This window comes from Streptomyces sp. NPDC050546 (assembly GCF_044457425.1).
Taxonomy (GTDB): Bacteria; Actinomycetota; Actinomycetes; order Streptomycetales; family Streptomycetaceae; genus Streptomyces.
In genome coordinates, this window is sequence record NZ_JBITGX010000001.1 from 546,865 (window position 1) to 571,369 (window position 24,505).

A 24,505-nucleotide genomic window follows, 5' to 3' on the forward strand; every position below is an offset into this window, starting at 1 on the left:
CACGGGCTGAAGCGCCCCGAGGGCGAACGAGCCATCAGTACGACCGAGGTGGGGGCACAGCTACACCATGGCACAGGGCACGGTCCAGGTGACGCACACCGGCACGTCGCGGTGGCGGCGCCGCACGGGTGAGTACGCATCGCTCGCCGCCGCCCTGGAGGCCGCGGCCGACGGAGACGTCCTCACCGTCGCCCCCGGCACCTACCGGGAGAACCTCGTCGTACAGCGCGCCGTGACCCTGCGGGGGCCGGAGGGCTCCCCCGGCTCGGTGCGGATCGCGCCGGTGGACGGGGTGCCGCTGACCGTGCGTGCCTCGGCGGTGGTGCAGGACCTGCATGTGGAGGGCCAGGACTCGGCCACCCCGGCCGTACTGGTGGAGGAGGGCACACCGGAGCTGCGGGACGTGCGGGTCGTCACGCGCTCGGCGGCGGGGATCGAGGTCCGCGGCAGCGCCCGTCCCACGGTCCGGCGCTGCGCGGTCGACAATCCGGCGGGCGTCGGCATCGCCGTACTCGACGGCGCGGGCGGGGTGTTCGAGGAGTGTGAGGTCGTCGCGGCCGGTCAGGCGGGCGTGGCGGTGCGCGGCGGCGCCCATCCCCGTCTGGAGCGCTGCCGGGTGCACCACACCTCGGGCTCGGGCCTTTCGGCGACCGGGGAGAACTCGGCGCTGGAGGCGGTGGGCTGCGAGATCTACGAGGTCCGGGGCAGCGGGGTGCAGATCACCGGCCGGGCCACCGCGCACCTCACGGACTGCGATGTGCACCGGACGACGGCCGACGGCGTCACGCTGGACACGGACGCCGTGCTGACGCTCGCCGACTGCCGTATCCACGACATCCCGGAGAACGCGGTCGATCTGCGCTCGCGTTCGGTCCTCACGCTGACGCGCACCACGGTGCGGCAGTTCGGGCGCAACGGCCTGTCGGTGTGGGACCCGGGCACACGCGTGGACGCCAACCAGTGCGAGATCTTCGACAGCACGGGCGACTACCCGGCGGTGTGGGTGAGCGACGGTGCCACGGCGGTGCTCGACTCGTGCCGGGTGCACGACGTACCGGACGCGCTGTTCGTCCTCGACCGCGGTTCGCGCGCGGACGTCGTCGACAGCGACCTGTCGCAGGTGCGCAACACGGCCGTGTCGGTGAGCGACGGCGCGACCGCCCAGCTGGACGACTGCCGGATCCGGGACGCGGCGACGGGCGCCTGGTTCCGCGACCACGGCAGCGGCGGCACCCTGAGCAACTGCACGCTGGACGGCACCCAGACCGGCGTCATCGTCACCAAGGGCGCCGACCCCACCGTGGAGCGCTGCACCATCGACTCCCCCGCGGAAGCCGGGGTCTATGTCTCGGCCGGCGGCCGCGGCAGCTTCCAGAACTGCCGGGTGACGGGCAGCGGCGGCTACGGCTTCCATGTGATCGACGGCAGCCGTACGACGCTCAGGAAGTGCCGCACGGAGCGGTGCACGCGCGGCGGCTACGAGTTCGCGGACAGCGGCGCGGACGCGACGTCCGGCACGGGCCCCGTGGTGGAGGACTGCACGAGCGACGAGAGCGCGGGGCTCAGAGCGCCCGCCGCGCGGGAGACGGCCGTGCAGACGGTGAACCACTCCCCCGGTCTGCTGGGCGCCCTCCCGGAGCAGCGCGCCGAACCCGCGCCCCCGGCCCCGGCCGTGGAGCCCGAGCAGCCGTCCCGCACCTCCAAGGCCGTCCTCGGTGAACTGGACGCGCTGGTGGGCCTGGAGAGCGTCAAGCGCGAGGTGCGTGCCCTCACCGACATGATCGAGGTCGGCCGGCGCCGGCAGCAGGCGGGCCTGAAGGCGGCGTCGGTCAAGCGGCACCTGGTCTTCACCGGCTCCCCCGGCACCGGCAAGACGACGGTCGCACGGCTGTACGGCGAGATCCTCGCCTCCCTCGGGGTGCTGGAGAAGGGTCACCTGGTCGAGGTGTCCCGGGTCGATCTGGTGGGCGAGCACATCGGCTCGACCGCGATCCGCACCCAGGAAGCCTTCGAGAAGGCGCGCGGCGGCGTGCTGTTCATCGACGAGGCGTACGCGCTGTCCCCCGAGGACGCGGGCCGCGACTTCGGCAAGGAGGCCATCGACACGCTGGTGAAGCTGATGGAGGACCACCGGGACGCGGTCGTGGTGATCGTCGCGGGCTACACGGCCGAGATGGAGCGCTTCCTGTCGGTCAACCCGGGTGTCGCGTCCCGCTTCTCACGGACCATCACCTTCAGCGACTACGGCCCCGAGGACCTGCTGCGGATCGTGGAGCAGCAGGCCGAGGAGCACGAGTACCGGCTGGCGCCGGGCGCCGCCGAGGCCCTGGGGAAGTACTTCACGGAGCTCCCCAAGGGCCCGGCGTTCGGCAACGGCCGTACCGCGCGGCAGACGTTCGAGGCGATGGTGGAGCGGCACGCGAGCCGGGTCGCCCAGGTCGCGGAGCCGAGCACGGACGATCTGACGCTGCTCTACGACGAGGATCTGCCCGAGCTGCTCTGAGGGTCCTCCTCAGGGCCCGGGCAGGGCGGCTCGCCGGGATGCCGGGGTGCCGGCAGGCCCGGCCGCAGTCGGGCCAGCAGCTTGCGGCGTTCCTCGGCGAACGCCGGGTCGGCCTGGTAGTCGGAGTGGCCGAGGATCGGCGCGGGCAGCGGCAGCAGATCTGTGCGGCCGTAGGCGAGGGGGTCCTTCAGAGGGCCGTGGTCGACCTGGTGGCCGCTGTCGCCGGGCAGGCGCATCGGGCCACCGATGGGGTCGGTGAGCCGGTAGAGGTTGCGCCAGCAGTCGACCTCCCGGTGCAGTGAGCTGAGCGCGGCGGGGCCGAAGTGTGCGGGGAACCAGCGGCCGTAGAGGCGCTCCAGCGGGGAGCCGTAGGTCAGCAGGGCGACGCGTTTGCGGGCGGACGGGGCGAGTTGCCAGGCCGCCGCCGCGGCGAGCACGCTGCCCTGCGAGTGCCCGGAGATGACCAGCCGTCCACCGGTGGTCCGGGTCCAGGTCGCCATCCGCCAGGTCAGGTCGGGCACGGCGCGTTCGGCGTAGCAGGGCGGGGCGAAGGGGTGGGCGGCGCGCGGCCAGAAGGTGCCGACGTCCCAGAGGATGCCGATGGTGCGGCGGGCCGCCGCGTCCTTGTAGGCGCGCCGGCCCCAGGTGACGAACAGTATGAAGCCGAGGCCGATCAGCCAGGAGCCGAGGGCCTGGGCGGTCTCCGCGGCGCCGTGGACGACGGGGTAGGCGCCCTGTGCGGCCTCCCCGGGTGTCTCATCGGTGGTCAGGGCGCCCACCAGGGCTCCGGCGCCGAGCAGCAGGGTGACACCGGAGGTGACGGCGACGATGCGCGGTCCCCGGTCGGTGAGCGCGGCCATCGCGCGGGTGTAGGCGATACGGCGGGTGCGGGCGCGGTCCTGGGCCTCGTCCGGGTAGTCGCGTGCCACGGCCTCGCGCTCGGCCCGGGCCAGCTGCCAGGCGCGCCGGGCCAGCCAGCCGAAGAGCACCAGGAGCACCACGATCAGGGGCGGGATGACGGACGCCTGCCAGGTCAGCAGGACCGGTGGGCCGTCGATCGACGTGCCCGTGCCGTCCAGCCAGTCGGACACGCGCTGGGACACACCGCCGGACATCACCCCGCCCAGGGCGCAGGCGAGCATCGCGACGGCCGGTCCGCCGAGGCCGCGCAGCACGGCCCGCCGGTCGGGGTCGGTGCGGTGCAGGGCGTGGGCGACGCCGGCGAGGACGATCACGAGAAGCCCCTGTACCAGCGCGATGCCGCCGAAGGTCAGGTCGCCCGGCAGCCGCCCGGCCGATTCCCAGCCGGGGCGCTCCCACCCGGCGTACAGCAGGGCGAGGCCGAGCAGGACGAGCGCGGCGAGCGGCAGGCGTCGTACAAAACGTTCGTCGAGCTGCCGGTCGAGGCGCCGCTCGCTGCGGCCCCGGCGGCAGACGACCCAGACCACGGCGACCGCGCAGGCCGCGAGGGCCGCCTCCAGGAGCAGGCCCAGGATGTTCAGTACGGCGGGGCCGCCGGGCTCACGGTCGCGGCGGGCTGCGGCGCCGACGACCGCGGCCGCGACGGTGATCAGTCCGGCGGCGGTGTGCGCGGCGCGCAGCCGGGCCACCAGGCGGCGTCCGTACCAGAACCCGGGCCGGCCCAGCGCGGTCGGGCTGCCGTCGTCGTGGGGCTCGGGGTCGCGTTCGATCGGCTGCTGGGACTCGTAGTCGGTCCAGGTGCGCTTGGACAGGTACCAGAGCAGGGCGGTCAGCGCGGTGGGGACGAAGGCGGCGAGGGCGAGCCTGCGGCCGGGGCTGCTCCACCAGCCGCCGTCCGAGACGGTGGGTGAGAGGAAGCCCAGCCAGGAGTGGCGGTCGGCGCACGCCAAGGTGCCCGCGCACTGCCATGCCGCCAGGTCGAGGGCGACCTCGCAGGCCGCCGCGACGAGCAGCACGGTCAGGGTGAGTCCCGCCAGCCGCACCAGGAGGCCGTAGAGGCGCACCGTGCGTCTTCGGCCGCGGGCGGTGGGGCGCATCCAGTGGGCGAGGTTGACGACCATGAACGGCAGCAGCAACAGCCACAGGGCGCGGGTGCCGTTTCCGGAGGTGAGGTTGCACCAGACGTAGGCCTCGGGCACCGGTCCGTCGCGGCGGTGGGCGTCGGGGCTGGTCTCCGCGTCGACGTCGTCGGCGCGGCGGAAGACGGCCGCGATGTTGTCGCCGGTGATCCGCACCGTGCGCGGATCGTTGAGCATGTCCTGCGGCGTGGTGCCGCCCACACCGTGGACCAGGAGTTCCAGGGCGGTCCCGGTCTCGCCGGGCCGCCGGGCGGGCTGGTCCGGCCCGCCGGTCGAGACATGTTCCTGCGCGCGTTCCACTGATTCGCACTTCCCCCGTGACACGCCGTCGGCTCTGTCCGTGCGGGCACAAGGATCTCCACTTCTGCGGCGCCGCACACCTCCTGTCACGGAATCTCCCCGATCCGTGATGCGGGGCAGCGACAGCTGAGCCCCAAGTGACATGTGCGCGACGAGTGGTCGGTGGCGCCGCCCGCTCCGCGACATGCGAGGATGAGACGTCCGCGCACCGGAGCCCGGGGGAGAATGTCCTAGTGGGGGCGGGTGTGCTGGGCGAGTCGGACGGCATTGAGGCGAAAGGACCGGAGCGTACGTGAGCGAGAATCAGAACCTCCTCGCGGAGCAGCGGCGATCCCTGATCCTCGACGAGGTCCGCCGCCGGGGCGGTGTACGGGTCAACGAGCTGACCCGCAAGCTCGGCGTGTCGGACATGACGGTCCGCCGCGATCTCGACGCGCTGGCCCGTCAGGGCGTGCTGGAGAAGGTGCACGGCGGCGCGGTACCGGTGGTCGAGGCGAGTACGCACGAACCGGGCTTCGAGGCCAAGTCGGGCCTCGAGCTGACGGCCAAGGAGGACATCGCGCGGGCCGCGGCCAAGCTGGTCGCGCCGGGCGCGGCGATCGCCCTGTCCGGCGGGACGACGACCTTCGCGCTCGCTCACCAGTTGCAGGACGTGCCGGATCTGACCGTGGTCACCAACTCGGTGCGGGTGGCGGACGTCTTCCACGCGGCGCAGCGCACCTCGGGCCCTCGGCAGGGAGCTGCCACGGTCGTGCTGACCGGTGGGGTGCGCACTCCGTCCGACTCGCTGGTGGGGCCGGTGGCCGACCAGGCGATCGCGGCGCTCCACTTCGACCTGCTGTTCCTCGGTGTGCACGGCATATCGGTCGAGGCCGGTCTGTCGACGCCGAACCTCGCGGAGGCTGAGACGAACCGGCGGCTGGTGCAGTCGGCCCGGCGGGTGGTGGTGGTCGCCGACCACACCAAGTGGGGCAAGGTGGGCCTGAGTTCGTTCGCCTCGCTGGAGCGGATCGACACGCTCGTGACGGACGCCGGCCTGCCGGACGAGGCGCGCGGCGTGGTCGTGGAGCATCTGCGGCGACTGGTGGTGGCCGGGGAGCCCGAGGAGGGGGCAGACATCTGACGGGCCGCCAGCTAGGGTGACGCATCCGGTCATCGCCCGTGCGAGGAGGGCCTCGTCCATGCCTCACCGTCTGCGCCCCGTCGGGCTCGACTTCGCCGGGATCGCGCCCGTGCGGCATGTCTCCGCGATGGTGATCTCGGCTCCGGTCGAAGCGGTCTACCGTGCGCTGGCGGACGTGCCCGGCTGGGTCGACTGGTTTCCCCAGGTGACGGCCGCCCGCGAGATCGACGGGGGTGCGGGCCGCGACATCACGCTCAGCGGGGGCGTCCGTTTCCGTGAGTCCGTCATCGCGGCGAAGGAACCCGAGGTGTACGCCTACCGAGTCGACGTCACCAACGTGCCCGGGGTGCGGGCGATCGTCGAGGAGTGGCGGCTCGCGCCGGCCGGCGACGGCACCCGCGTGCGGTGGACCTTCGCCACCGACGGGACGGCCGCGTACCGGCTCGCCATGAAGCCGATACGGATCGCCCAGGCGCGCGCCTTCCGGGATGCCATGACGGCGCTGGACCGGAGGCTGGCGGCCTGACGCCGCGGGGCCGGTCTCAGTCCGGCCAGACGCCCGTCTCCAGCAGCGAGTCGATCGCGGCGGTGTACGGCGCGATGTCCAGCCCCTGGGCGGCCAGCCAGCTGTCCGAGTAGTACTTGTCGAGATACCGGTCCCCCGGGTCGCACAGCAGGGTCACGACACTCCCCTGCCGCCCCTCGGACACCATCTCGGCGACGATCTTCAGCGCGCCCCACAGACCCGTGCCCGTGGAGCCGCCCGCCCTGCGGCCGATGGCGCGCTCCAGTGCCCGTACGGCGGCGACACTGGCCGCGTCGGGCACCTTCATCATGCGGTCGATCGCGCCCGGCACGAAGCTCGGTTCCATACGGGGCCGGCCGATGCCCTCGATCCGGGAGCCGGAGTCGCACGCGACATGCGGATCACCGGTGGTCCAGCCGTCGAAGAAGCAGGAGTTCTCCGGGTCGGCGACGCAGACGCGCGTGTCGTACTGCATGTAGTGGATGTAGCGCGCGAGGGTCGCCGAGGTACCGCCGGTGCCCGCCGTGGCGACGATCCACGCCGGCTCGGGATACCGCTCCAGGCGCAGCTGGCGGAAGGTGGATTCGGCGATGTTGTTGTTACCGCGCCAGTCCGTGGCCCGCTCGGCGTAGGTGAACTGGTCCATGTAGTGGCCGCCGGACTCCGCCGCGAGACGGGCGGACTCCTCGTACATCGTGCGAGGGTCGTCCACGAAGTGGCACCGTCCGGCGTGGAACTCGATGAGGCGGATCTTCTCCGCGCTCGTCGTGCGCGGCATGACGGCGATGAAGGGAACGCCGATGAGCTTCGCGAAGTACGCCTCGGAGACGGCCGTGGAACCGCTGGAGGCCTCGATCACGGGTCTGCCCGGCCGGATCCAGCCATTGCACAGGCCGTAGAGGAAGAGGGAGCGGGCCAGCCGGTGCTTGAGGCTGCCGGTGGGATGGGTGGACTCGTCCTTCAGGTACAGGTCGATGCCCCAGCGCTCCGGCAGGGGGAACTGGAGCAGATGTGTGTCGGCCGAGCGGTTGGCGTCGGCCTGGACCCTGCGGACGGCCTCTTTCAGCCACGCGCGGTAGCCGGCGTCGCTGTGGTCGACGTCGAGGGTCACGCCGGTCCGGGTCTGCTGGGGAGTGCTCACGAGGGTGCTCCTAACGCTGCGCGCCGACGGCACGTCGCGCGGCCGACACCTCGATGATATGCAGCTTCCGCACGCTTCTCACCTGCATAAACGCATCTTTGAGCCCCCCAAAGCGCCCCCTGGGGCAGAGGCCGGGGCAAGGGGGCGCGCGGTCCCGGGGGCGCATTCGCGGATGTGCTGCGGGCGCCCCCGGCGAGGGGGTCGCACGCACTGGTGCTCGACGCCGGGTGCGGGCAGACTTCACCGCGGGACCAAGGCCCCGCACGGGGTACCGGCAGGGTGCGACGCACCGCCGGAGCAGCCTTCCGAGGCACACTGGATCAGAAGACGAGCCGTACCGGGCGCCGCGGGGAGCGCGGGCCGGTACACCGAGGCGCACAAGGGGGCGGGTGGCATGGCGGAGCCGGAGTTCAGGGCCACGGGCGTGCGGATCGGGAAGCGGCTGCGTTCGCTCACCCGGGCCGGACAGGTCCGGATCAGCGACGGCCGGCTCGAGCTGCTGACCAGTTACGGCAGTGAGATCGACAGCGCGCCGGTACAGGCGGTGCGCGCGTCCAAGCCCTGGTTCGGCCCCGATGACCGGGCCACGGCGGATCTCAACGGCAATCGATACCTGCTCACCCTGGGCGATCACGACCCCGCCCCGGGCGAGCCGGGGCCGCCCGCGGCACGGCGCTTCATCGAGGCCGTGCGCCGAGCGGCGGGGCGTGGCGACTGAGATGTCCGCGAGTTGCGGTACCTCACCCCCTGCGTCACTCTGGTCTCACGTCACTCTGGGTTTACCGGCGATAACGCTGCGAACCAGCCCGCCGGCCACGACAGCGGGCGGCAGTGCCATGAAGGCGCCCTGCTGGATCCGAACTCCGTGTTCTTCCGGACCTCACGTCGGGGAGTCGCAGCCGTGATCAGCTACCCAAGCAGACACTGCACGGTGGAGCTTCAAGCTTTGCCGTCGCGGATCGGCCAGGTCCGCAGAATCGTATCTGCGCAATTGCGCTACTGGCATCTGGACGCCCTGATCGACCGGGCCTCGCTCGGTGTGACGGAGCTGTTGTCCAACGTCCACCGGCATGCCCAGCCCGACAAGACCTGCACCGTGGAGATAGAGCTGCTCCTCGACCGGCTCACGGTCTCGGTGCACGACCACGATCCGCGGATGCCCGTGGTGGAGGATCCTCAGGACATCGCGCCGCTGGCGACCTGCGGGCGCGGGCTCGCGATGGTGGCCGCCATGAGCGAGAGCTGGGGCGTCCGGCCCGACGGCGAGTCCGGCAAGGTCGTGTGGTTCACCCTGCCGACCGCCGTGGTGGCGGCGCCGTCGCGCCGGGCGCGCCGCGCCGTCCTGGACAAGCCCGCGCGCAGGTTCGCGGAAGTCGGGCCCTCCGCCGACGGGCTGCGGCCCGACCATACTCCCGCCCGGTCCGCCGTTGCCGGTTGACCGGGCGGTGACCACCCCTCGCACGGCGGTCACTCCGAGTCGACGTGTTCGGTCAGGGTGCTCAGGCGCCACCGCCCTTGGCCGAGCGCCCGAACTCCTCGTTCAGTACGGACAGTCGGCGCCAGTACTCGTCCTCGTCGATCTCGCCGGAGGCGAAGCGGTGGCCGAGCACGGCGATGGGCGAGTCGTTCTCGACGGCGGGCTGCCGCCAGGGGGCGCCCCGGCGTCCGCTCCACACGGTGCGGCGCAGCAGCACGACGCCGCCGCCGATCACCAGCGCCCAGATCAACGGGAAGAACAGGATCCAGGGGCCGGGCCCGCCGTCACCGAAGTTCGCCAGGGTCTGCATGTCGTCCAACTCCTCGGATGCGTTGCCGCGATGTTCCGTGTGCGCTTCCGAGGATCGCCCCGTGAGGGGCCCCGGGTCGTCGTACGGACAGCGGCAGTACGCGTACCCCACCGGGAGTACTGGTCTCTGTAACTACCAGTATGTACAGTCAGGGCATGAGCACCTCGGAACGGCTGATCGAGTCCACCCGCGAGCTGCTGTGGGAGCGCGGCTATGTGGGCACGAGCCCCAAGGCGATCCTGGAGCGCGCGGACGCCGGGCAGGGCAGCATGTACCACCACTTCAAGGGCAAGCCCGACCTCGCACTGGCCGCGATCCGGCGGACCGCCGAGGAGCTGCGGGCTGCCGCCGAGGGAGTACTCGACGGCCCCGGAACGCCGTACGAACGCGTCGAGGCGTATCTGCGCCGCGAGCGGGACGTGCTGCGGGGCTGCCCGATCGGCCGGCTGACCATGGACCCGGACGTGATCGCGAGCCACGAACTGCGCGCCCCGGTCGAGGGGACCCTGGACTGGATCCGGGGGCGGATCGCCGGGCTCGTCGAGGAGGGCAAGGAGCAGGGCCAGTTCGTGTCCTCGCTGGACGGCGAGGAGATCGCGGCGGCGGTCGTGGCCACGGTCCAGGGCGGCTATGTCCTCGCCCGCGCCTCCGGCTCCCCCGCCGCGTTCGACGCGGGGGTACGGGGGTTGCTCTCGCTGCTGGCACCCCGTCCCGCCTGAGGAGGCTTCCGTGCACGCCATGCAGTACGAACTCACCCTGCCGGCCGACTACGACATGGGCGTCATCCGCGCCCGGGTCGCCCGTGTGGGGCGGCTGCTCGACGACTGGGACGGGCTCGGCCTCAAGGCCTATCTGGTGCGCGAGCGCGGTCTGCGCGGCTCGCCGGTCAATCAGTACGCGCCCTGCTATCTGTGGAACACCGTGGAAGGCATGAACTCCTTCCTGTGGGGCGGTGGGTTCCAGCGGTTCGGTGACGACTTCGGACGGCCGTCCGTGCGGCAGTGGACGGGGCTCGCGTACGAGGAAGGGGGCGGGTCTCGGGCGCGGTTCGCGGTGCGGAACCGCCAACGGGTACCTGACGGAGGGCTGTTGGCCGATGTCGTGGCGGACGCGGTGGGCGAGACCCGGCGGCTGGCGGCGGAGGACGGGGTCCTGCTCGCCGCGGCCGCCGTCGACACGAGCCGGTGGGAGCTGGTGCACTTCTCGCTCTGGGAGCACGACACGCCCGAGGCCGACGGTGACGTCTTCGAGGTGCTGCACCTGTCGGCGCCGGGCCGGGAGCGGCTGCCCCGAGGGCGCCAGTGGTGACCGCGATACGCACGGTGCTGGGGGACGTACCCCCTGGAGACCTGGGCGTGTGCGACGCCCACGACCATCTGTTCTTCGGCAGCCCCCGGCTGCCCGGCCAGGAGCTGCGCAGCGGGAGCTGGCCGCGTTCCGGGAGCGGGGCGGCGGGTCCGTGGTGCAGTGGACGCCGTACGGGCTGGGGCGACGGGCCGCCGATCTGCCGCCGCTGTCCCGGGAGACCGGCGTGCACATGGTCGCCGCGACGGGTCTGCACCAGGCCGTGCACTACGACGAGGACACACTCGCCGGGCTGCGGGGCCGGCTCGCCGACCTCTTCGTCTCCGAACTCACCGAGGGCATCGGAGTGTCGGGGGTGCGGGCGGGTCTCGTCAAGGTCGCGGGCGGGTTCCACGCCCTGGACGCCCATGCCCGCTGGACCATGGCGGCGGCGGCCGAGGCGCATCACGCCACGGGGGCGGCCGTCGCCGTGCATCTGGAGCTGGGCACGGGCGCGCTCGACGTACTGGACCTGCTGTGCGGGGAGTTGGGGGTGCCGCCGCACCGTGTGGTGCTCGGGCATCTCAACCGCTCCCCCGACCTCGTGACGCATCGGCAGGCGGCGGAGTCCGGCTGCTATCTGGCCTTCGACGGGCCGTCACACGCCCATCACGCCACGGACTGGCGGATGCCTGACGCCGTACGGGCCCTCGCCGACGCCGGGTTCGGCGACCGGGTGCTGCTGGGCGCCGACACCACCACGGCCGCCGCCCGCTCGGTGGACGGCGGCCCCGGGATGCCGTATCTGCTGCGCCGGGTGCGGCCCCGGCTGGTCCATGCCGTGGGCGAGGATCTGGTGGGGCGCATCCTCACGGAGAACCCGGGCCGGGCGTTCGCGGTGGAGTGGCGCTGACCGGCGGGGTCGTGGGCCTCAGCCTCCGGCCTGGTCACTGTCCTTCAGCTCGCCCCAGCCGTGCCAGCGGTCGACCTCGATCCAGGCGCTGACCCGGGGGCGGACCCGGTCGGGGTAGGGCTTTCCGATGTAGTGCCGGGCTAGGCGGTCGATGTCGGCCAAGCCCTCGTCGTCGTACATCTCGGTGACCCGGCCGATCAGGGTGACGTGGGTGTACCAGTCGTCGCCGGCGAGCACGGTGAGGGTGACGCGCGGGTCACGGCGCAGATGCTTGAGGCGAACGCGGCCCTCGTCGAGGTTGATCAGGACGCGGCCGTCCTTCCACAGGTACCAGGTGGCGGTGGAGACGGGCGTCCCGTCGGAGCGCAGCGTGGCCATGACACACGGGTTGGGCCGGCTCAGCAGGGCGTCGGCCTCGGGCGGCAGCGGCGGCTTGGACATACGGGGAACCTCCGTGGTCGATCAGGTGGACGGCTTCTCGTCGAAGCTGGCGAAGTAGGCGGCGACCATGTCCTCGTCGCCGTGGCCCTGGGCGGCGGCACGCTCCATTCGGGTGGCGGCCGCCTCTGCGACGTCCAGTCGGACGCCGTTGTCCGCACCGGCCCGGACGATCAGGCGGGCGTCCTTGGCGGCGGTGGTCACCGCGAACTGCGGCGGCGTGAGCCGGTCGCCGAGGACCAGCTCGGACTTGGCGCGCAGATAGCCCATGTCGAGCGGGCCGCCGGCGACGATGTCGAAGAAGCTGTGCGGGTCGACGTCGAGGGCCTTGGCCAGCGCCAGGGCCTCACCGGCGGCGGCCGTGACCGCGAGGACCCAGCTGTTGGCGACCAGCTTCAGCCGGGTGGCGCCGCCCGCGGCCCCGTCCTCGCCGGCCCACACCGTGCGGGCCCCGACGGCGTCGAAGACCGGCGTCACCCTGTCCCGTCCTTCGGCGGGGCCGGCGGCGAGCACGGTCAGCTGCCCGGCCTCGGCGGGCTGACGCGTGCCCAGGACGGGCGCGTCGTAGAAGGCCAGGCCGTGCTCGCGGGCGAAGGCGGCCAGGTCGGCGATGCCCTCGACACCGGCGGTGGTGGACTGCACCCACGCGATGCCGGGGCGCAGGGCCGGGGCGGCCTCGCGCATCGTCTCCAGGGCGGCCGGGCCGTCGTAGAGCATGGTCAGGACGACATCGGCGTCCCGCACCGCCTGTGCGGGCGTGTCGACGATCCGCACGCCCTCGGCGGCCAGCGGCTCGGCCTTGGCGCGCGTGCGGTTCCAGGCGCGGACGGTGTGTCCGGCCCGGGCGACGTTGCGGGCCATGGCCGCGCCCATGATGCCGGTGCCCAGGACGCTCACGGTGAGCTTGTCGGTCATTGCGCTCAACTTCCTCGGTGGTGCGGTGCGGCGTACTGCCTGCGAACCAGCCTGCCCGCTCAGCGGCGAGCCTTCCCGGAAGCGGCGCGGGCACGCCTGTCCCACCACGCCTTTGTGCCGGTTCAGCTCACCGAGATGTCCACGGACGGCCGCAGCTTCGCCGCCGCGGCCAGCGCCTCGTGCACGGGGTGACTGTCGAAAGCGTCCAGGAGAGCCGCATCCGCCGGGTGCCCGGCGGCCGGGTAGGCGATCTGCTCGTACGCCGCCTGGAAGCGGGGACCCCAGCGACGCGCGCCGAGGCGGGCCGTGCGGGAGCAGTTGTCGACCATGTACGCCACGTCCCGGGCGTGCATGTACGGCAGCAGGGAGTCGACGGCCTCGATGACGGACTCGTTGACGATCTCCGACCAGGGGTGTCCGCGGTCGGCGAACTCGTCGACCTGGGCCGTCATGGTGGCGACGAACACGCCGGCGGTGAACGGGTCGACGGGCAGGTCACGGGTGCCGCGCCGGGCCCGCACCCGGTCGCTCACCGACCACATCGGGGATCCCCCGATCCCGCTCATCGGGCGGGCGCCGAGCCGCCGTTCGGCAAGCGTCACGCTGCGCAGTTCGGTGCCGTCGGCGACCTCGTCGTAGATCTCGGCGACGATCTCGCGCGCGGGGGTGTACGTGGCCGTGTACGCCCGGTCGAAGACGTCCCGGCCGGCCGGGTCGAGGCTCTCGCGCACGGCTCGCAGCCCGGCTTGCGAGATGGTGCGGGCGATGGGGCCGGTGATGTTCTCGCAGCAGCGCTCGTACGCCGTCACCTCGTCGTCGCCGGCCAGGCGGCAGCGGGTGTACAGGCTCTCGACGATGCCGTGGACGGCGCCCAGCAGGATGGCGCGTTCGCCGACGATGTCCGAGCGGTACTCGCTGTCGAGGGTGGTGCGGAAGGTGCAGGGCGAGCCGAGCGCCACGGACCAGCCGAGCGCCAGGTCGACGGCCCGCCCGTCGGGATCGGCGTGCACGGCGAAACTGCTGTTGATCCCGGCGCCGTTGATGTGCGTGCCCTGCTCGTAGAGGCGCCGCACGGAGTCGCCCATGCCCTTGGGGCACACGGCGATCACCCCGTGCCCTGACGGGAACTGCCCGCCGGTTTCCCGGAGATGGCCGAGCAGGAAGCCGTGCGAGAGGCCGATGACGGCCCCCGGCCGCAACGCGGCGAAGATCTCCTGGTGGTGCGCGGCGAGCGCGGCGTCGGCGATCAGCAGGATCACCAGGTCGCTGCCCGCCACGACCTCGAGCCAGTCGCCGAGCGTGCCGTCGTCCTCGGTGAAGCCGTGGGCTCGGGCGTCGGCGCGGGAGCCGGAGCCGGGGCGCAGCCCGACGGTGACCCGGATGCCGGTGCCGGCTAGGGAGTCGCGCAGGTTGAGGGCCTGGGCCCGTCCCTGAGGGCCCCAGCCGATGACGCCGATGCGGCGGACACCGGCGAATGCCTGCGGGAGGAGCGGGAAGAGGTGCCGCCCGCCGTGCAGGACGGTCTCGGTGCCGCCGGGCACGTCCATGGTGTCGAGCGGGAAGACGCGGGAGGTGTACGTGGTCGTCGAGGTCATGGTCGAGTTGTAGGCTCGGCCGGATCCTTGCAGCAAGCGCAACTTGTGCAGCGCGGTGTTGCACCCAGTGAAAGGGCCAGGTCACCCGTGCGGGACGATCATCGGGAGCTGCGGCTGTTCCTGCATCTGGCGCAGACGCTCAACTTCGGCCGGACAAGCCTGGACTGCCACGTCAGCCCGGCGACGCTGACCCGGACCGTGCAGCGGCTCGAGGCCGGCCTCGGGCACCGGCTGTTCGACCGCGGACCGCGCGGGGTGTCGCTCACGGCGGAGGGGCACCGGTTTCGCGAGTACGCCGTCCAGGCCCTGGAGTTGTGGCGCTCGTACCGCGAGGAGCACCCCGACCCGGCCCGGCTCACCGGCCGCCTGGCCGTGTTCGCCACGGTGACGGCGTGCCAGGCGCTGCTGCCGGACCTGCTGGGTCCCTTCCGTGCCGCGCATCCCCGGGTCCGGCTCGATCTGCGCACGGGTGACGCGGCGGCGGCCCTGGCCCGGCTGGACGAGGGTGAGGTGGACGCGGCCGTCGCGGGGATCCCGCCGAGGCTGCCGGAAGCGCTGGTGAGCCGTACGGTCGCGGTCACGGATCTGGTCCTCGTCACGGCCAGGGACCGTCCCGATCCCGGACTCGACGGTCCGTTCGTGCTCCCCCAGCGCGGTCTGGTCCGCGATGCGGCCGACCGGTGGTTCCGCACGCGGGGTACGGCACCCGACGTGGCCTGTGAACCGGACGGCCACGAAGGGCTGCTGACGCTGGTCGCGCTGGGCTGCGGTACGGGTGTGGTGCCGCGCCTGGTGCTGGAGCACAGTGCGGTGCGGGACCGGCTGGTGGTGGTGCCCGCCGATCCGGCGCCGGAGCCGTTTCCGATCGGGCTGTGCGTTCGGCGGGCCGATCTGCGGCGGCCGTCGGTGGCGGCGTTGTGGAGTCTGGCCCAGGTGAGCGCGCCGAGTGGCCTGGGCCCTAGGTGAGCGCACCGAGGGGATCGTCCAGCACCGGCTGCCACGCCAGTTCCGCCGCGCCGACCAGGCTGTTGTGGTCGAGGGTGCACGGCAGGATGGGGACGCCGCCGCTCTGGCCCCAGAGGCTGCGGTCGGCGACGACCGCGCGGAGGCGGTCGGGGTCGGCGTCCAGGAGGGTGCGGTGGAGCCCGCCGAGGATGATGCGGTCCGGGTTGAGGATGTTGACCAGGCCCGCGAGTCCGAGGCCGAGCCGGTCGATGAGGGCCTCGGTGGCGGAGCGTACGCCCGGGTCGTCGTAGTGGTGGCGGACCAGGTCGATGGACTGCTGGAGCAGGGACATCTCGGGGCCCGGGTCGCGGCCCGCCGCCGTGAGGAAGGCCAGCGGGTCGGTCTCCACGTCGAGGCAGCCGCGGCTGCCGCAGTGGCAGGGGCGGCCCTCGGGGTGCACGGTGAGGTGTCCGACCTCGAGGGCGAGGCCCGAACTGCCCCTGTGGAGGCGGCCGTCGAGGACGAGCGCACCGCCGACGCCCCGGTGGCCGGTGGCGACGCACAGCAGGTCGCGGGCGCCCCGCCCGGCGCCGTGCCGGTGCTCGGCGATCGCGGCGAGGTTGACGTCGTTCGCGGCGAAGGCGGGTCCCTCGATGCCGGCCGCGCGCACCTGCTCGGCGAAGATGTCGCGGACGGGCGCGCCCGCGGGCCAGGCCAGATGGAGCGGGTTGAGCGCCAGGCCCTCGGGTTCGGCCACCGCGGAGGGGACGGCGAGTCCGGCGCCCACGCAGCGGAGCCCCGTCTCCCGCAGCAACTCGGCGCCTGCCGTGACGACGGACGCGAGCACCTTCGCCGGGTCCGCGTCGACGACCTCGCAGCCGGGCGCGGTGGCGACGATCCGGCCGCCCAGCCCGACGAGCGCCGCCCGGAACCCGTCGGCGTGCACCTGCGCGGCGAGGGCGACGGGCCCGTTCTCGGCGACGGCCAGCCGGTGCGAGGGCCTGCCCTGGGATCCGGCCGCCGCGCCGGGCCGGGCGTCGACGCGGATCAGCCCGAGGGCCTCCAGCTCGGCGGCGACCGCGCCGGCCGTCGCCCGGGTCACTCCGAGCTCGGCGGTGAGTACGGCCCGGGTCGGCGCGCGTCCGGTGTGGACGAGTTCCAGCGCGGGTCCGAGCGCTCCGCGCCCCCGGTCCAGCCGCGTCCTCGAGGTGCTCCCGTCCCCCGCCGGCCGGGGGTCCGCCTTCCCGCTCATGAGGGCGAGTCTCCCATGATCCGCCGGACCCGCGGCCTACAGACCGCTGACCCGGAGCGTGATGTTGAGCCGTCCGGCCAGGCCTAGTCCGGGCGGCGCCGTGCCCCCGTGTACCCGGGGAACGCCGTGGTAGGCGAGCCGGGACGGGCCGCCGAAGACGAACAGGTCGCCACTGCGCAGCTCGACGTCGGTGTAGGGCCGGGTACGGGTCTCGGTGTTGCCGAAGCGGAAGACGCAGGTGTCGCCGAGGCTCAGCGACACCACCGGCGCGTCCGACTTCTCGTCGCTGTCGCGGTGCATGCCCATGCGGGCGTCGCCGTCGTAGAAGTTGATCAGTGCGATGTCGTGGGCAGCCGTCAGCGGGTCGCCCAAGGCGTCCCGGACCGCTCGGCGGCCCAGCTCACCGAGCCACTCGGGGAACGGCTTGACCGGGGCGCCGTCGCCGTCGGCCACCGTGCGGGCGTAGGCGTACGGGTACCAGTGCCAGCCCAGACAGACCTGCCGGGCGGTCATGGTGCCGCCGCCGGGTGTGCGGACCGTGCGCAGCCCGGCGGGTGGGCGGGCCCATTCCCGGCAGGCGTCCAGCAGCTCCCGCTGGCGCTCGGCGTCCAGCCAGTCCGGTAGGTGCACCGCGCCGGGTGCCACCTGCGTCCGGGCCCTGGGGAACAGCTCGCCGTCCATGCTTCCCATCCTGCCCGACACGGCCTGAGCTGCGGCTCGGCTAGCCTTGACGCACGATGAACGACCGTATGACGACGCCGTGGGGCGAGTTCGCGCTGACCCGTTTCCCCGAGGACCCGCGTGACAGGCTGCGTGCCTGGGACGCTTCCGACGAGTACGTGCTGAGGCACCTGGAGCGGGAGCGGGTCCCGCTGTCGGGCACGGTCGTGGTCGTCGGGGACCGGTGGGGCGCGCTGGTGACGGCGCTCGCCGAGCACGGGCCGACACAGATCACGGATTCCCATCTGACCCAGGAGGCGACCCGGGCCAACCTGGCGCGGCACGGCGTCGAGCCCGGCGCGGTCCGGCTGCTCACCACGCAGGATCCGCCGCCCGACCGCGTCGACGTGCTCGTGGTGCGGGTGCCGAAGAGCCTGGCGCTGCTGGAGGACCAGTTGCTGCGGCTGGCGCCGGCCGTGCACGCGGGGACCGTTGTCGTGGGCACGGGGATGGTGAAGGAGATCCACACCTCGACGCTCCAGTTGTTCGAGCGGATCCTCGGCCCGACCCGCACCTCGCTCGCCGAGAGGAAGGCGCGGCTGATCTTCTGCGCGCCGGATCCCGCGCTGGAGCGGCCCGCCAGTCCATGGCCGTACGTCTACACGCTGCCGGACGGCATCGGCCCGGCGTCGGGAGCCACCGTCGTCAACCACGCGGGGGTCTTCTGCGCCGACCGGCTCGACATCGGCACCCGGTTCTTCCTCGGGCAGCTGCCGAACGGCCGGAGTCGACGCGTGGTTGATCTGGGGTGCGGCAACGGCGTGGTCGGTACGGCGGTGGCGCTGGCCGACCCGGAGGCCGAGGTGCTGTTCGTGGACGAGTCGTTCCAGGCCGTGGCCTCGGCGGAGGCGACGTACAAGGCGAACGGGGTGCCGGGGCACGCCGAGTTCCGGGTCGGCGACGGGCTGGCCGGCGTGCCGTCGGGCAGCGTCGACCTGGTCCTCAACAACCCGCCGTTCCACTCCCACCAGGCGACGACGGACGCCACGGCCCGGCGGATGTTCACCGGGGCGCGGCGCGCGCTGCGGCCGGGCGGCGAGCTGTGGGTGATCGGCAACCGGCATCTGGGCTACCACGTCACGCTGCGGCGGATCTTCGGCAACAGCCGGCTGGTCGCCAGTGACTCGAAGTTCGTGGTGCTGAAGGCCGTCAGGCGGTAGCAGGACCGAGCGTCCTCAGGGCTCTCGCCACCGCCCGTGTCATCGCCTCCCGCGCCACCGTGAGGTAGCCGCGCGGGTCGACGGCCTCGGGGCGCTCGGCCAGGAAGTCCCGGATGGCGCCGGTCAGCGCGATGTTCAGGGCCGTGCCGATGTTGACCTTGGCGATGCCGCCCGCGACGGCCGCGGTGAGTTCCGCGTCCGGGACGCCGGAGGAGCCGTGCAGGACGAGCGGGACGTCCAGGGCGGCCGAAAGGCGTTTGAGGAGGGCGTGGTCGAGGGTCGCGGTGCGGGTGGTCATGGCGTGGGCGCTGCCGATGGCGACGGCCAGGGCGTCCACCCCCGAGTCGGCGACGAAGGCCCGGGCCTCGTCGGGGTCGGTGCGGGCGCCGGGGGCGTGCGCGTCCAGTGGGGGCCTGCCGTTCTTGCCGCCGATCTGTCCCAGCTCGGCCTCGATCCAGAGCCCTTGGGCGTGTGCCCAGTCGACGGCCGCCCGGGTGGTGGCGAGGTTCTGGGTGTAGGGCAGCCGGGCCGCGTCGTACATCACGGAGCTGAAGCCGGCCTCTGCCGCCTGGTACAGCAGGGCGTCGCTCTGTACGTGGTCGAGGTGCAACGCGACCGGGACGGCGGCGCGTTCGGCCGCGGCGACGGCCGCGCGGGCCAGCGGGAGCAGCTGCCCGCCGCGGAACTTGACCGCGTTCTCGCTGACCTGGAGCACGACGGGGGCGTGCGCGGACTCGGCACCCGCGATGACGGCCTCGACGTGTTCCAGCGTGATGACGTTGAACGAGGCGACGGCGGAGCGGGCCGTGGCGGCGCGGGTGACGAGTTCGCCGGTGGTGGTGAGGGGCACGGTGCCTCCAGGGTCGGTGGACGAGGATCACCGAGGTCAGTGAGTGAGGATCACCGAGCGGGTGAGATGGCGTGGGCTGTCCGGGTCGAGGCCGCGTGAGGCGGCGACCGCGACGGCGAGCCGCTGGGCGCGGACGAGTTCGGCGAGCGGGTCCAGGGCTCCGGAGAGCCACAACGCGCCCGTGCCCCGCACCTGTTCGGCGAGGCCGTCCGGCGCGTCTCCGAACATCCAGGTGGCGGTTCCGCTGGTGGTGACGCTGATCGGCCCGTGCCGGTACTCCATGGCGGGGTAGGCCTCCGCCCAGGACAGCGACGCCTCGCGCATCTTCAGCCCGGCCTCGTTGGCCAGACCGACGGTCCAGCCGCGGCCCAGGAAGGTGAACTGGGCGCATTCCACCAGGCCTTCGGGCAGGGGCTCCGCCAGGGCGGTGCGCGCGTCGGTGACCGCCGTGTCGGGGTGGAGTCCCAGATGGGCGCGGAGCAGGGTGAGGGCGGTGGTCGCGAACCGGGTCTGCACGACGGAGCGTTCGTCCGCGAAGTCGAGCACCGCGAGCTCGTCGGCCGCCGTCATCACGGGCGTGTCCGGGTCGGCGGTGATCGCGGTGGTGCGGGTGCGGCCCTTCAGCCTGCCGAGCAGGTCGAGGACTTCGGTCGTGGTGCCGGAGCGGGTGAGGGCGACGACCCGGTCGTAGTCCCTGCCGTAGGGGAATTCCGAGGCGGCGAAGGCGTCGGTCTCGCCCTGGCCGGCGTCCTCGCGCAGGGCGGCGGCGGCCTGCGCCATGAAGTACGAGGTGCCGCAGCCGACGATCGCGACCCGCTCCCCCGCCGCCGGCAGCACCTGCGCGTATCCCGCCGCCTCCGAGGCGGCGCGTGTCCAGCACTCGGGCTGGCTGATCAGCTCGTCCTCGACATGCGTCATGCCGCACCCTCCACTCTGATTGTTCCTGCAAGGTATCGCCACCTTTCGAGCAACATCAAGCATTGAGGGAGATCGGGTGCGCTAGGGTCGCCCGGAGATCGAGACGTGGAGGTGCGGATGTCGCGCGACGCCCGCTGGAAGGCGCTGCTGGACCTGCTCGTGGAGCGTGGCCGGCTGGACGTCGAGGAGGCGGCCGGGGAGCTGGGGGTGTCGGCCGCGACGATCCGCCGCGACTTCGACGGGCTGGCCGAGCAGCAGATGCTCGTACGCACCCGGGGCGGGGCGGTCGTGCACGGAGTGTCGTACGAGCTGCCGCTGCGCTACAAGACGGCCCGGCACGCCTCGGAGAAGCAGCGCATCGCGAAGGCGGTGGCGGATCTGGTCGCGCCCGGCGAGGCGGTCGGGCTGACCGGCGGTACGACCACCACCGAGGTGGCGCGGGCGCTGGCGGCGCGGGGGGATCTGGCGTCCGGGTCGCCCGCGCTGACCGTCGTGACGAACGCGCTGAACATCGCCAACGAGCTGGCCGTACGGCCTCAGTTCAAGATCGTGCTGACCGGCGGGGTGGCCCGCGCGCAGTCGTACGAGCTGGTCGGGCCGCTCGCCGACGGGGTGCTCGGGCAGATCACCGTCGATGTGGCGGTGCTCGGCGTGGTCGCCTTCGACGTCACGCACGGGGCGGCGGCACACGACGAGGCCGAGGCCGCGATCAACCGGCTGCTGTGCGAGCGCGCGGAGCGTGTGGTCGTGGCCGCCGACTCCAGCAAACTGGGCCAGCGGGCGTTCGCCCGGATCTGCGCGGCCGAGGCGGTGGACACGCTGGTCACGGACACGGCGGCCGACGCGGAGACGCTGCACCGCTTCGAGGAGGCCGGGCTGCGGGTCGTCACGGTGTGACACCCGGCCGCTTCCCGGCTGCGGGCCTAAGCTGATAGCCAGGCGCTCGCCAGGGCAGGGAGGCTGCCATGCGGGGAACAGCGGACGGGCGGCGGTATCTGCCGATCGCCGAGCACGGGCTGATCGGCGACCTGCGCAGCGTGGCCCTGGTGGGGACGGACGGCACGATCGACTGGTACTGCTGCCCGGCCTTCGACGCGCCGAGCGTGTTCGCCTCGATCCTGGACGCGGAGCGCGGCGGCCGCTTCGAGCTGGCGGCGACCGTGCCGGCCCGGACCAAGCAGTTCTACTTCCCGGACACGAACGTCCTGATGACCCGGTTCTTCACCGAGGACGGCGTCGGCGAGGTGCAGGACTTCATGCCGGTGGACGGCGAGCCGGCCGAGGCCGAGCGGCACCGGCTGATCCGGCGGGTGGTGTGCGTACGCGGCTCGATCCCGTTCCGTACGCGCGTGGCTCCCCGGTTCGACTACGGCAGCCTGCCGCACACCGTCCGGCTGAACGGTGAGACGGCGCTCTTCGAAGCCGACGGGATGGCGCTCGCGCTGACCGCGACCGTGCCGCTGGAGGCCGACGGGCCGGACGTCTGCGGCGACTTCAAGCTCGGCGAGGGCGAGTCGGCGGTGTTCGCGCTGGACAAGGTCGGCGGGGAGGTGTCGCCCCGCCGGTGTGCGCGCACGGAGGCGGAGGAGCAGCTCGCGGCGACGGTGGCGTACTGGCGGCGCTGGCTGGCGTCGTCACGGTACCGGGGCCGCTGGCGGGAGATGGTGCACCGCTCGGCCCTGACGCTGAAGCTGCTGACATACGCGCCGACCGGGGCGATCGTGGCCGCGCCGACGACGAGCCTGCCCGAGCGGCTCGGCGGCGAACGCAACTGGGACTACCGGTATGTGTGGGTGCGCGACGCGGCGTTCTGCGTCTACGCCCTGCTGCGGCTGGGCTTCACCGGCGAGGCCGAGGCGTTCATGGACTTCGTGACCCGGCACATCAGCCCGGGCGACGGCAAGCACTCCGGCCCGCTGCAGATCATGTACGGCATCGACGGGCGCGCCGACCTGCCCGAACGTACCCTCGACCATCTGGAAGGCCATGAGGGCTCCGCACCGGTACGGGTCGGCAACGCGGCGGCCGACCAGCTCCAGCTCGACATCTACGGCGCGCTGATCGACTCCATCTACCTCTATGACAAGTGGGCCAAGCCCATCTCCAGCGGCCAGTGGGACGACGTGTGCGCGCTGGTGGACTGGGTGTGCGAGCACTGGGACCAGCCCGACGAGGGGGTCTGGGAGACCCGGGGCGGCCGCAAGAACTTCCTGTACTCGCGGCTGATGTGCTGGGTGGCGATCGAGCGGGCCATCCGGATGGCCACCCGGCGCGGGCTGCCCGCCGATCTGCCGCGCTGGCGGGAGCGCCGCGACACGATCTACCGGCGGATCATGAGCCGGGGCTGGTCCGAGGAGCGCCGGGCCTTCGTCCAGCACGAGGACGGCGACGTGCTGGACGCGGCCGTGCTGATGATGCCGCTGACGAAGTTCATCGCCCCGACGGATCCCAAGTGGCTGTCGACGCTGGACGTCCTCACCGAGGAGCTGGTGTCGGACTCACTGGTCTACCGCTACGACCCGGATTCCAGTCCGGACGGTGTGCGCGGCGACGAGGGCACGTTCTCCATCTGCTCGTTCTGGTACGTCGAGGCCATGGTGCACGCCGGCCGGATCGACGAGGCGCGCCTGGCCTTCGAGAAGATGCTGACGTACGCCAACCATCTCGGCCTGTACGCCGAGGAGATCAGTCACACCGGGGAGCAGCAGGGCAACTTCCCGCAGGCGTTCACGCATCTGGCGCTGATCAGCGCGGCCTTCAACCTGGACCGGGCGCTCGGCTAGGGCCTGTCGTTTGGATCAGGTCGCAGGGAATCGGCGGCACCTTGTCAGCGCCGGTGAGCGGGGTCTGGTGCGTGCAGCTGCAAGGCGGAGGAGGGCGTCGATGCGGAGCATCGGCAACCGACGACAACGCGGCAGATGCGCGTGCCAGACCCCGCGTCTGCGACCTGATCCAAACGACAGGCCCCAGGGCTCAGTGCCCGTGGCCGTCGTCCGTATGCCCCTCGGGGGTACCGGGTTCAGCGGTCGTCTCGCCGCCGGTCCGGACGGTGAACGCCGCCGTGTGGACTTTCCCGTCGTGCTTGAAGTCGAGGAACAGGCGGTAGGAGCCGGTGCTGGGTGCCGTGGCCGTGAACGAGACGGCCGGGCCGGGCCGGGTGGTGCCGTCGCCGGGTTCGCCGTTCGGGTGGACGTGGAGGTAGGCGAGGTCGCCTGAGCGCAGGGCGACCAGGTGGCCGTAGGCGCCGAGGTAGGGCTGGAGGTCGGTGACGGGCCTGCCGGCGCGGGAGACCTTCAGTTTCAGTTCGCTCGCCCTGCCCGGGCGCAGGGCACCGGCCAGCTCGACCTCGTAGCCGTTCGTCTCGGCCGTGGTGATCGCCGACGGAAGCTTCTCCGGCTGGTACGGGCCGGAGGCGGCGAGGTCCGCGCCGAGGGTGAGGTTGCGGGCGTTCTTCTTCGCCGGGGTGAAGTCGGCGAAGACGCGGTAGCCGCCGGCGCGGGGCAGGTCGACGGGGGTGCTCCAGGTGCCGTCGGCGGCGCGGGTGGGGTGCAGATGGCGATAGGTGACCAGGTCGCGTGAGGCCACGACGAGGTGGAGCTCCTTCTCGTGTTCGCGCTGGTAGGCGGTGACGGCCCGGCCGCTGCCGTCCCGCACGGTGAAGCGCAGGTCGGCCCGCTGTCCGGCGGTGACGCGCGGGGTCGCGAGGTCGAGGGTGTAGCCGCCCTCGGAGATCTGGAGTCCGCCGGCCGGGGGCACCTCCTGCCCGGCGTGGCCGCCCTCCTTCGGCTCCGGTGAGGGCCGGGTGTGCTCGTCGCCCTGGTGTTTCGGCGGCCGGTCGGCGACGACGGGGTCGATGCCCTGCCCGACGCCGTAGGCCGTGCCGAACGTCGCGGCCAGGGCGGCGGCGAAGGTGGTGATCTTCAGTCCGGTGTTCATGGCCGGCGTCTCCTTCAAGAAGCGGGCCTCCCGCTCGAATGCGGGGACTCCATGCAGTTCACCATACCCCTGGGGGGTAATGAGTCAAGCCGTTCCCGCGCTTGCATCCTATACCCCTCAGGGGTATACAGGAGCCCAG

Annotated in this window: 22 protein-coding genes and 1 pseudogene; 12 read left to right on the forward strand and 11 right to left on the reverse strand. The window is 72.7% G+C overall.

What is annotated here, in order from left to right:
- Positions 1 to 67: 67 nt before the first annotated feature.
- Complete coding sequence (locus ACIBK5_RS02455; protein WP_399015317.1) at positions 68 to 2,503, forward strand: right-handed parallel beta-helix repeat-containing protein; 2,436 nt, start codon at positions 68 to 70, stop codon at positions 2,501 to 2,503.
- On the opposite strand, the gene ACIBK5_RS02460 is transcribed toward ACIBK5_RS02455, so the two are convergent.
- The gene (locus ACIBK5_RS02460; protein WP_399015319.1) at positions 2,473 to 4,863 is read right to left on the reverse strand and encodes a hypothetical protein; all 2,391 of its coding nucleotides are present in this window, start codon (positions 4,861 to 4,863) and stop codon (positions 2,473 to 2,475) included. The two genes, ACIBK5_RS02455 and ACIBK5_RS02460, sit on opposite strands and share 31 nt — an antisense overlap.
- Before the next feature lie 292 nt (positions 4,864 to 5,155).
- Between ACIBK5_RS02460 and ACIBK5_RS02465 the strand changes: the two genes are divergently transcribed.
- Positions 5,156 to 5,986 (forward strand): DeoR/GlpR family DNA-binding transcription regulator, encoded by an 831-nt coding sequence (locus ACIBK5_RS02465; RefSeq protein WP_382488087.1) that lies wholly within the window; start codon positions 5,156 to 5,158, stop codon positions 5,984 to 5,986.
- A 58-nt stretch (positions 5,987 to 6,044) separates the two neighbouring features.
- The gene (locus tag ACIBK5_RS02470; protein WP_399015321.1) at positions 6,045 to 6,512 is read left to right on the forward strand and encodes an SRPBCC family protein; all 468 of its coding nucleotides are present in this window, start codon (positions 6,045 to 6,047) and stop codon (positions 6,510 to 6,512) included.
- A gap of 16 nt (positions 6,513 to 6,528) precedes the next feature.
- On the opposite strand, the gene ACIBK5_RS02475 is transcribed toward ACIBK5_RS02470, so the two are convergent.
- Positions 6,529 to 7,653, reverse strand: coding sequence for a PLP-dependent cysteine synthase family protein (locus ACIBK5_RS02475; protein ID WP_399015323.1), 1,125 nt, complete (start codon positions 7,651 to 7,653; stop codon positions 6,529 to 6,531).
- 394 nt (positions 7,654 to 8,047) lie between these two features.
- Here ACIBK5_RS02475 and ACIBK5_RS02480 point away from each other — a divergent pair, with 394 nt between their 5' ends.
- Both ACIBK5_RS02480 and ACIBK5_RS02485 read left to right on the forward strand, forming a co-directional pair.
- Entirely contained in the window at positions 8,048 to 8,371 is a 324-nt protein-coding gene (locus tag ACIBK5_RS02480; protein ID WP_261682162.1) for a hypothetical protein, read from the forward strand.
- A gap of 183 nt (positions 8,372 to 8,554) precedes the next feature.
- Positions 8,555 to 9,091: an ATP-binding protein gene (locus ACIBK5_RS02485; RefSeq protein WP_399015325.1), complete on the forward strand. Its 537-nt coding sequence runs from the start codon at positions 8,555 to 8,557 to the stop codon at positions 9,089 to 9,091.
- A 61-nt stretch (positions 9,092 to 9,152) separates the two neighbouring features.
- Here ACIBK5_RS02485 and ACIBK5_RS02490 read toward each other — a convergent pair whose 3' ends face one another.
- Complete coding sequence (locus ACIBK5_RS02490; RefSeq protein ID WP_399015327.1) at positions 9,153 to 9,440, reverse strand: SHOCT domain-containing protein; 288 nt, start codon at positions 9,438 to 9,440, stop codon at positions 9,153 to 9,155.
- A gap of 140 nt (positions 9,441 to 9,580) precedes the next feature.
- On the opposite strand from ACIBK5_RS02490, the gene ACIBK5_RS02495 reads away from it, so the two are divergent.
- The 3 genes and pseudogenes from ACIBK5_RS02495 to ACIBK5_RS02505 all read left to right on the forward strand — a co-directional run bounded on the left by ACIBK5_RS02495 (position 9,581) and on the right by ACIBK5_RS02505 (position 11,637).
- Positions 9,581 to 10,159, forward strand: coding sequence for a TetR/AcrR family transcriptional regulator (locus ACIBK5_RS02495; RefSeq protein WP_399015329.1), 579 nt, complete (start codon positions 9,581 to 9,583; stop codon positions 10,157 to 10,159).
- A gap of 10 nt (positions 10,160 to 10,169) precedes the next feature.
- Positions 10,170 to 10,748 carry a DUF4865 family protein gene (locus ACIBK5_RS02500; RefSeq protein WP_399015331.1) on the forward strand — a complete coding sequence of 193 codons (579 nt, stop codon included), beginning with the start codon at positions 10,170 to 10,172 and terminating at the stop codon, positions 10,746 to 10,748.
- A pseudogene (locus tag ACIBK5_RS02505) lies at positions 10,745 to 11,637 on the forward strand (phosphotriesterase). The gene ACIBK5_RS02500 and the pseudogene ACIBK5_RS02505 overlap by 4 nt, the downstream one beginning before the upstream one ends.
- A gap of 18 nt (positions 11,638 to 11,655) precedes the next feature.
- Here ACIBK5_RS02505 and ACIBK5_RS02510 read toward each other — a convergent pair.
- The 3 genes from ACIBK5_RS02510 to ACIBK5_RS02520 all read right to left on the reverse strand — a co-directional run bounded on the left by ACIBK5_RS02510 (position 11,656) and on the right by ACIBK5_RS02520 (position 14,585).
- Positions 11,656 to 12,078, reverse strand: coding sequence for a PPOX class F420-dependent oxidoreductase (locus ACIBK5_RS02510; protein WP_399015334.1), 423 nt, complete (start codon positions 12,076 to 12,078; stop codon positions 11,656 to 11,658).
- Between the two features lie 21 nt (positions 12,079 to 12,099).
- Positions 12,100 to 12,999 carry an NAD(P)-dependent oxidoreductase gene (locus tag ACIBK5_RS02515; RefSeq protein ID WP_399015336.1) on the reverse strand — a complete coding sequence of 300 codons (900 nt, stop codon included), beginning with the start codon at positions 12,997 to 12,999 and terminating at the stop codon, positions 12,100 to 12,102.
- Between the two features lie 113 nt (positions 13,000 to 13,112).
- Complete coding sequence (locus ACIBK5_RS02520; protein ID WP_399015338.1) at positions 13,113 to 14,585, reverse strand: ketol-acid reductoisomerase; 1,473 nt, start codon at positions 14,583 to 14,585, stop codon at positions 13,113 to 13,115.
- A gap of 87 nt (positions 14,586 to 14,672) precedes the next feature.
- Between ACIBK5_RS02520 and ilvY the strand changes: the two genes are divergently transcribed.
- Complete coding sequence (gene ilvY / locus ACIBK5_RS02525) at positions 14,673 to 15,551, forward strand: HTH-type transcriptional activator IlvY (protein WP_399015340.1); 879 nt, start codon at positions 14,673 to 14,675, stop codon at positions 15,549 to 15,551.
- On the opposite strand, the gene ACIBK5_RS02530 is transcribed toward ilvY, so the two are convergent.
- Complete coding sequence (locus tag ACIBK5_RS02530; RefSeq protein WP_399015342.1) at positions 15,544 to 16,782, reverse strand: ROK family protein; 1,239 nt, start codon at positions 16,780 to 16,782, stop codon at positions 15,544 to 15,546. The two genes, ilvY and ACIBK5_RS02530, sit on opposite strands and share 8 nt — an antisense overlap.
- 36 nt (positions 16,783 to 16,818) lie before the next feature.
- Positions 16,819 to 17,463 carry an alpha-ketoglutarate-dependent dioxygenase AlkB family protein gene (locus ACIBK5_RS02535; protein WP_399015344.1) on the reverse strand — a complete coding sequence of 215 codons (645 nt, stop codon included), beginning with the start codon at positions 17,461 to 17,463 and terminating at the stop codon, positions 16,819 to 16,821.
- A 56-nt stretch (positions 17,464 to 17,519) separates the two neighbouring features.
- Between ACIBK5_RS02535 and ACIBK5_RS02540 the strand changes: the two genes are divergently transcribed.
- Positions 17,520 to 18,662, forward strand: a complete 1,143-nt coding sequence (locus ACIBK5_RS02540) for a methyltransferase (protein WP_399015345.1) — start codon at positions 17,520 to 17,522, stop codon at positions 18,660 to 18,662.
- Here ACIBK5_RS02540 and ACIBK5_RS02545 read toward each other — a convergent pair.
- Both ACIBK5_RS02545 and ACIBK5_RS02550 read right to left on the reverse strand, forming a co-directional pair.
- Positions 18,652 to 19,512, reverse strand: coding sequence for a ketose-bisphosphate aldolase (locus ACIBK5_RS02545; protein ID WP_399015347.1), 861 nt, complete (start codon positions 19,510 to 19,512; stop codon positions 18,652 to 18,654). The two genes, ACIBK5_RS02540 and ACIBK5_RS02545, sit on opposite strands and share 11 nt — an antisense overlap.
- 36 nt (positions 19,513 to 19,548) lie before the next feature.
- Positions 19,549 to 20,430: an SIS domain-containing protein gene (locus ACIBK5_RS02550; RefSeq protein ID WP_399015349.1), complete on the reverse strand. Its 882-nt coding sequence runs from the start codon at positions 20,428 to 20,430 to the stop codon at positions 19,549 to 19,551.
- A 117-nt stretch (positions 20,431 to 20,547) separates the two neighbouring features.
- Here ACIBK5_RS02550 and ACIBK5_RS02555 point away from each other — a divergent pair, with 117 nt between their 5' ends.
- Both ACIBK5_RS02555 and ACIBK5_RS02560 read left to right on the forward strand, forming a co-directional pair.
- Complete coding sequence (locus tag ACIBK5_RS02555; protein WP_399015351.1) at positions 20,548 to 21,327, forward strand: DeoR/GlpR family DNA-binding transcription regulator; 780 nt, start codon at positions 20,548 to 20,550, stop codon at positions 21,325 to 21,327.
- A 68-nt stretch (positions 21,328 to 21,395) separates the two neighbouring features.
- A complete protein-coding gene (locus ACIBK5_RS02560) occupies positions 21,396 to 23,213 on the forward strand; it encodes a glycoside hydrolase family 15 protein (protein ID WP_399015353.1) in 1,818 nt (605 codons plus the stop codon).
- A 190-nt stretch (positions 23,214 to 23,403) separates the two neighbouring features.
- On the opposite strand, the gene ACIBK5_RS02565 is transcribed toward ACIBK5_RS02560, so the two are convergent.
- Positions 23,404 to 24,366 carry a hypothetical protein gene (locus tag ACIBK5_RS02565; protein WP_399015355.1) on the reverse strand — a complete coding sequence of 321 codons (963 nt, stop codon included), beginning with the start codon at positions 24,364 to 24,366 and terminating at the stop codon, positions 23,404 to 23,406.
- Positions 24,367 to 24,505: the final 139 nt, after the last annotated feature.

Bases quoted from the DNA above. Each gene is read 5' to 3' on its own strand.
- ACIBK5_RS02495 (WP_399015329.1), top strand. From the start codon at position 9,581: ATGTACAGTCAGGGCATGAGCACCTCGGAACGGCTGATCGAGTCCACC.
- ACIBK5_RS02535 (WP_399015344.1), bottom strand. From the start codon at position 17,463: ATGGACGGCGAGCTGTTCCCCAGGGCCCGGACGCAGGTGGCACCCGGC.
- ACIBK5_RS02455 (WP_399015317.1), top strand. From the start codon at position 68: ATGGCACAGGGCACGGTCCAGGTGACGCACACCGGCACGTCGCGGTGG.
- ACIBK5_RS02510 (WP_399015334.1), bottom strand. From the start codon at position 12,078: ATGTCCAAGCCGCCGCTGCCGCCCGAGGCCGACGCCCTGCTGAGCCGG.
- ACIBK5_RS02520 (WP_399015338.1), bottom strand. From the start codon at position 14,585: ATGACCTCGACGACCACGTACACCTCCCGCGTCTTCCCGCTCGACACC.
- ACIBK5_RS02565 (WP_399015355.1), bottom strand. From the start codon at position 24,366: ATGAACACCGGACTGAAGATCACCACCTTCGCCGCCGCCCTGGCCGCG.
- ACIBK5_RS02555 (WP_399015351.1), top strand. From the start codon at position 20,548: ATGTCGCGCGACGCCCGCTGGAAGGCGCTGCTGGACCTGCTCGTGGAG.
- ACIBK5_RS02490 (WP_399015327.1), bottom strand. From the start codon at position 9,440: ATGCAGACCCTGGCGAACTTCGGTGACGGCGGGCCCGGCCCCTGGATC.
- ACIBK5_RS02470 (WP_399015321.1), top strand. From the start codon at position 6,045: ATGCCTCACCGTCTGCGCCCCGTCGGGCTCGACTTCGCCGGGATCGCG.
- ACIBK5_RS02480 (WP_261682162.1), top strand. From the start codon at position 8,048: ATGGCGGAGCCGGAGTTCAGGGCCACGGGCGTGCGGATCGGGAAGCGG.
- ACIBK5_RS02550 (WP_399015349.1), bottom strand. From the start codon at position 20,430: ATGACGCATGTCGAGGACGAGCTGATCAGCCAGCCCGAGTGCTGGACA.
- ACIBK5_RS02540 (WP_399015345.1), top strand. From the start codon at position 17,520: ATGAACGACCGTATGACGACGCCGTGGGGCGAGTTCGCGCTGACCCGT.
- ACIBK5_RS02560 (WP_399015353.1), top strand. From the start codon at position 21,396: ATGCGGGGAACAGCGGACGGGCGGCGGTATCTGCCGATCGCCGAGCAC.
- ACIBK5_RS02530 (WP_399015342.1), bottom strand. From the start codon at position 16,782: ATGAGCGGGAAGGCGGACCCCCGGCCGGCGGGGGACGGGAGCACCTCG.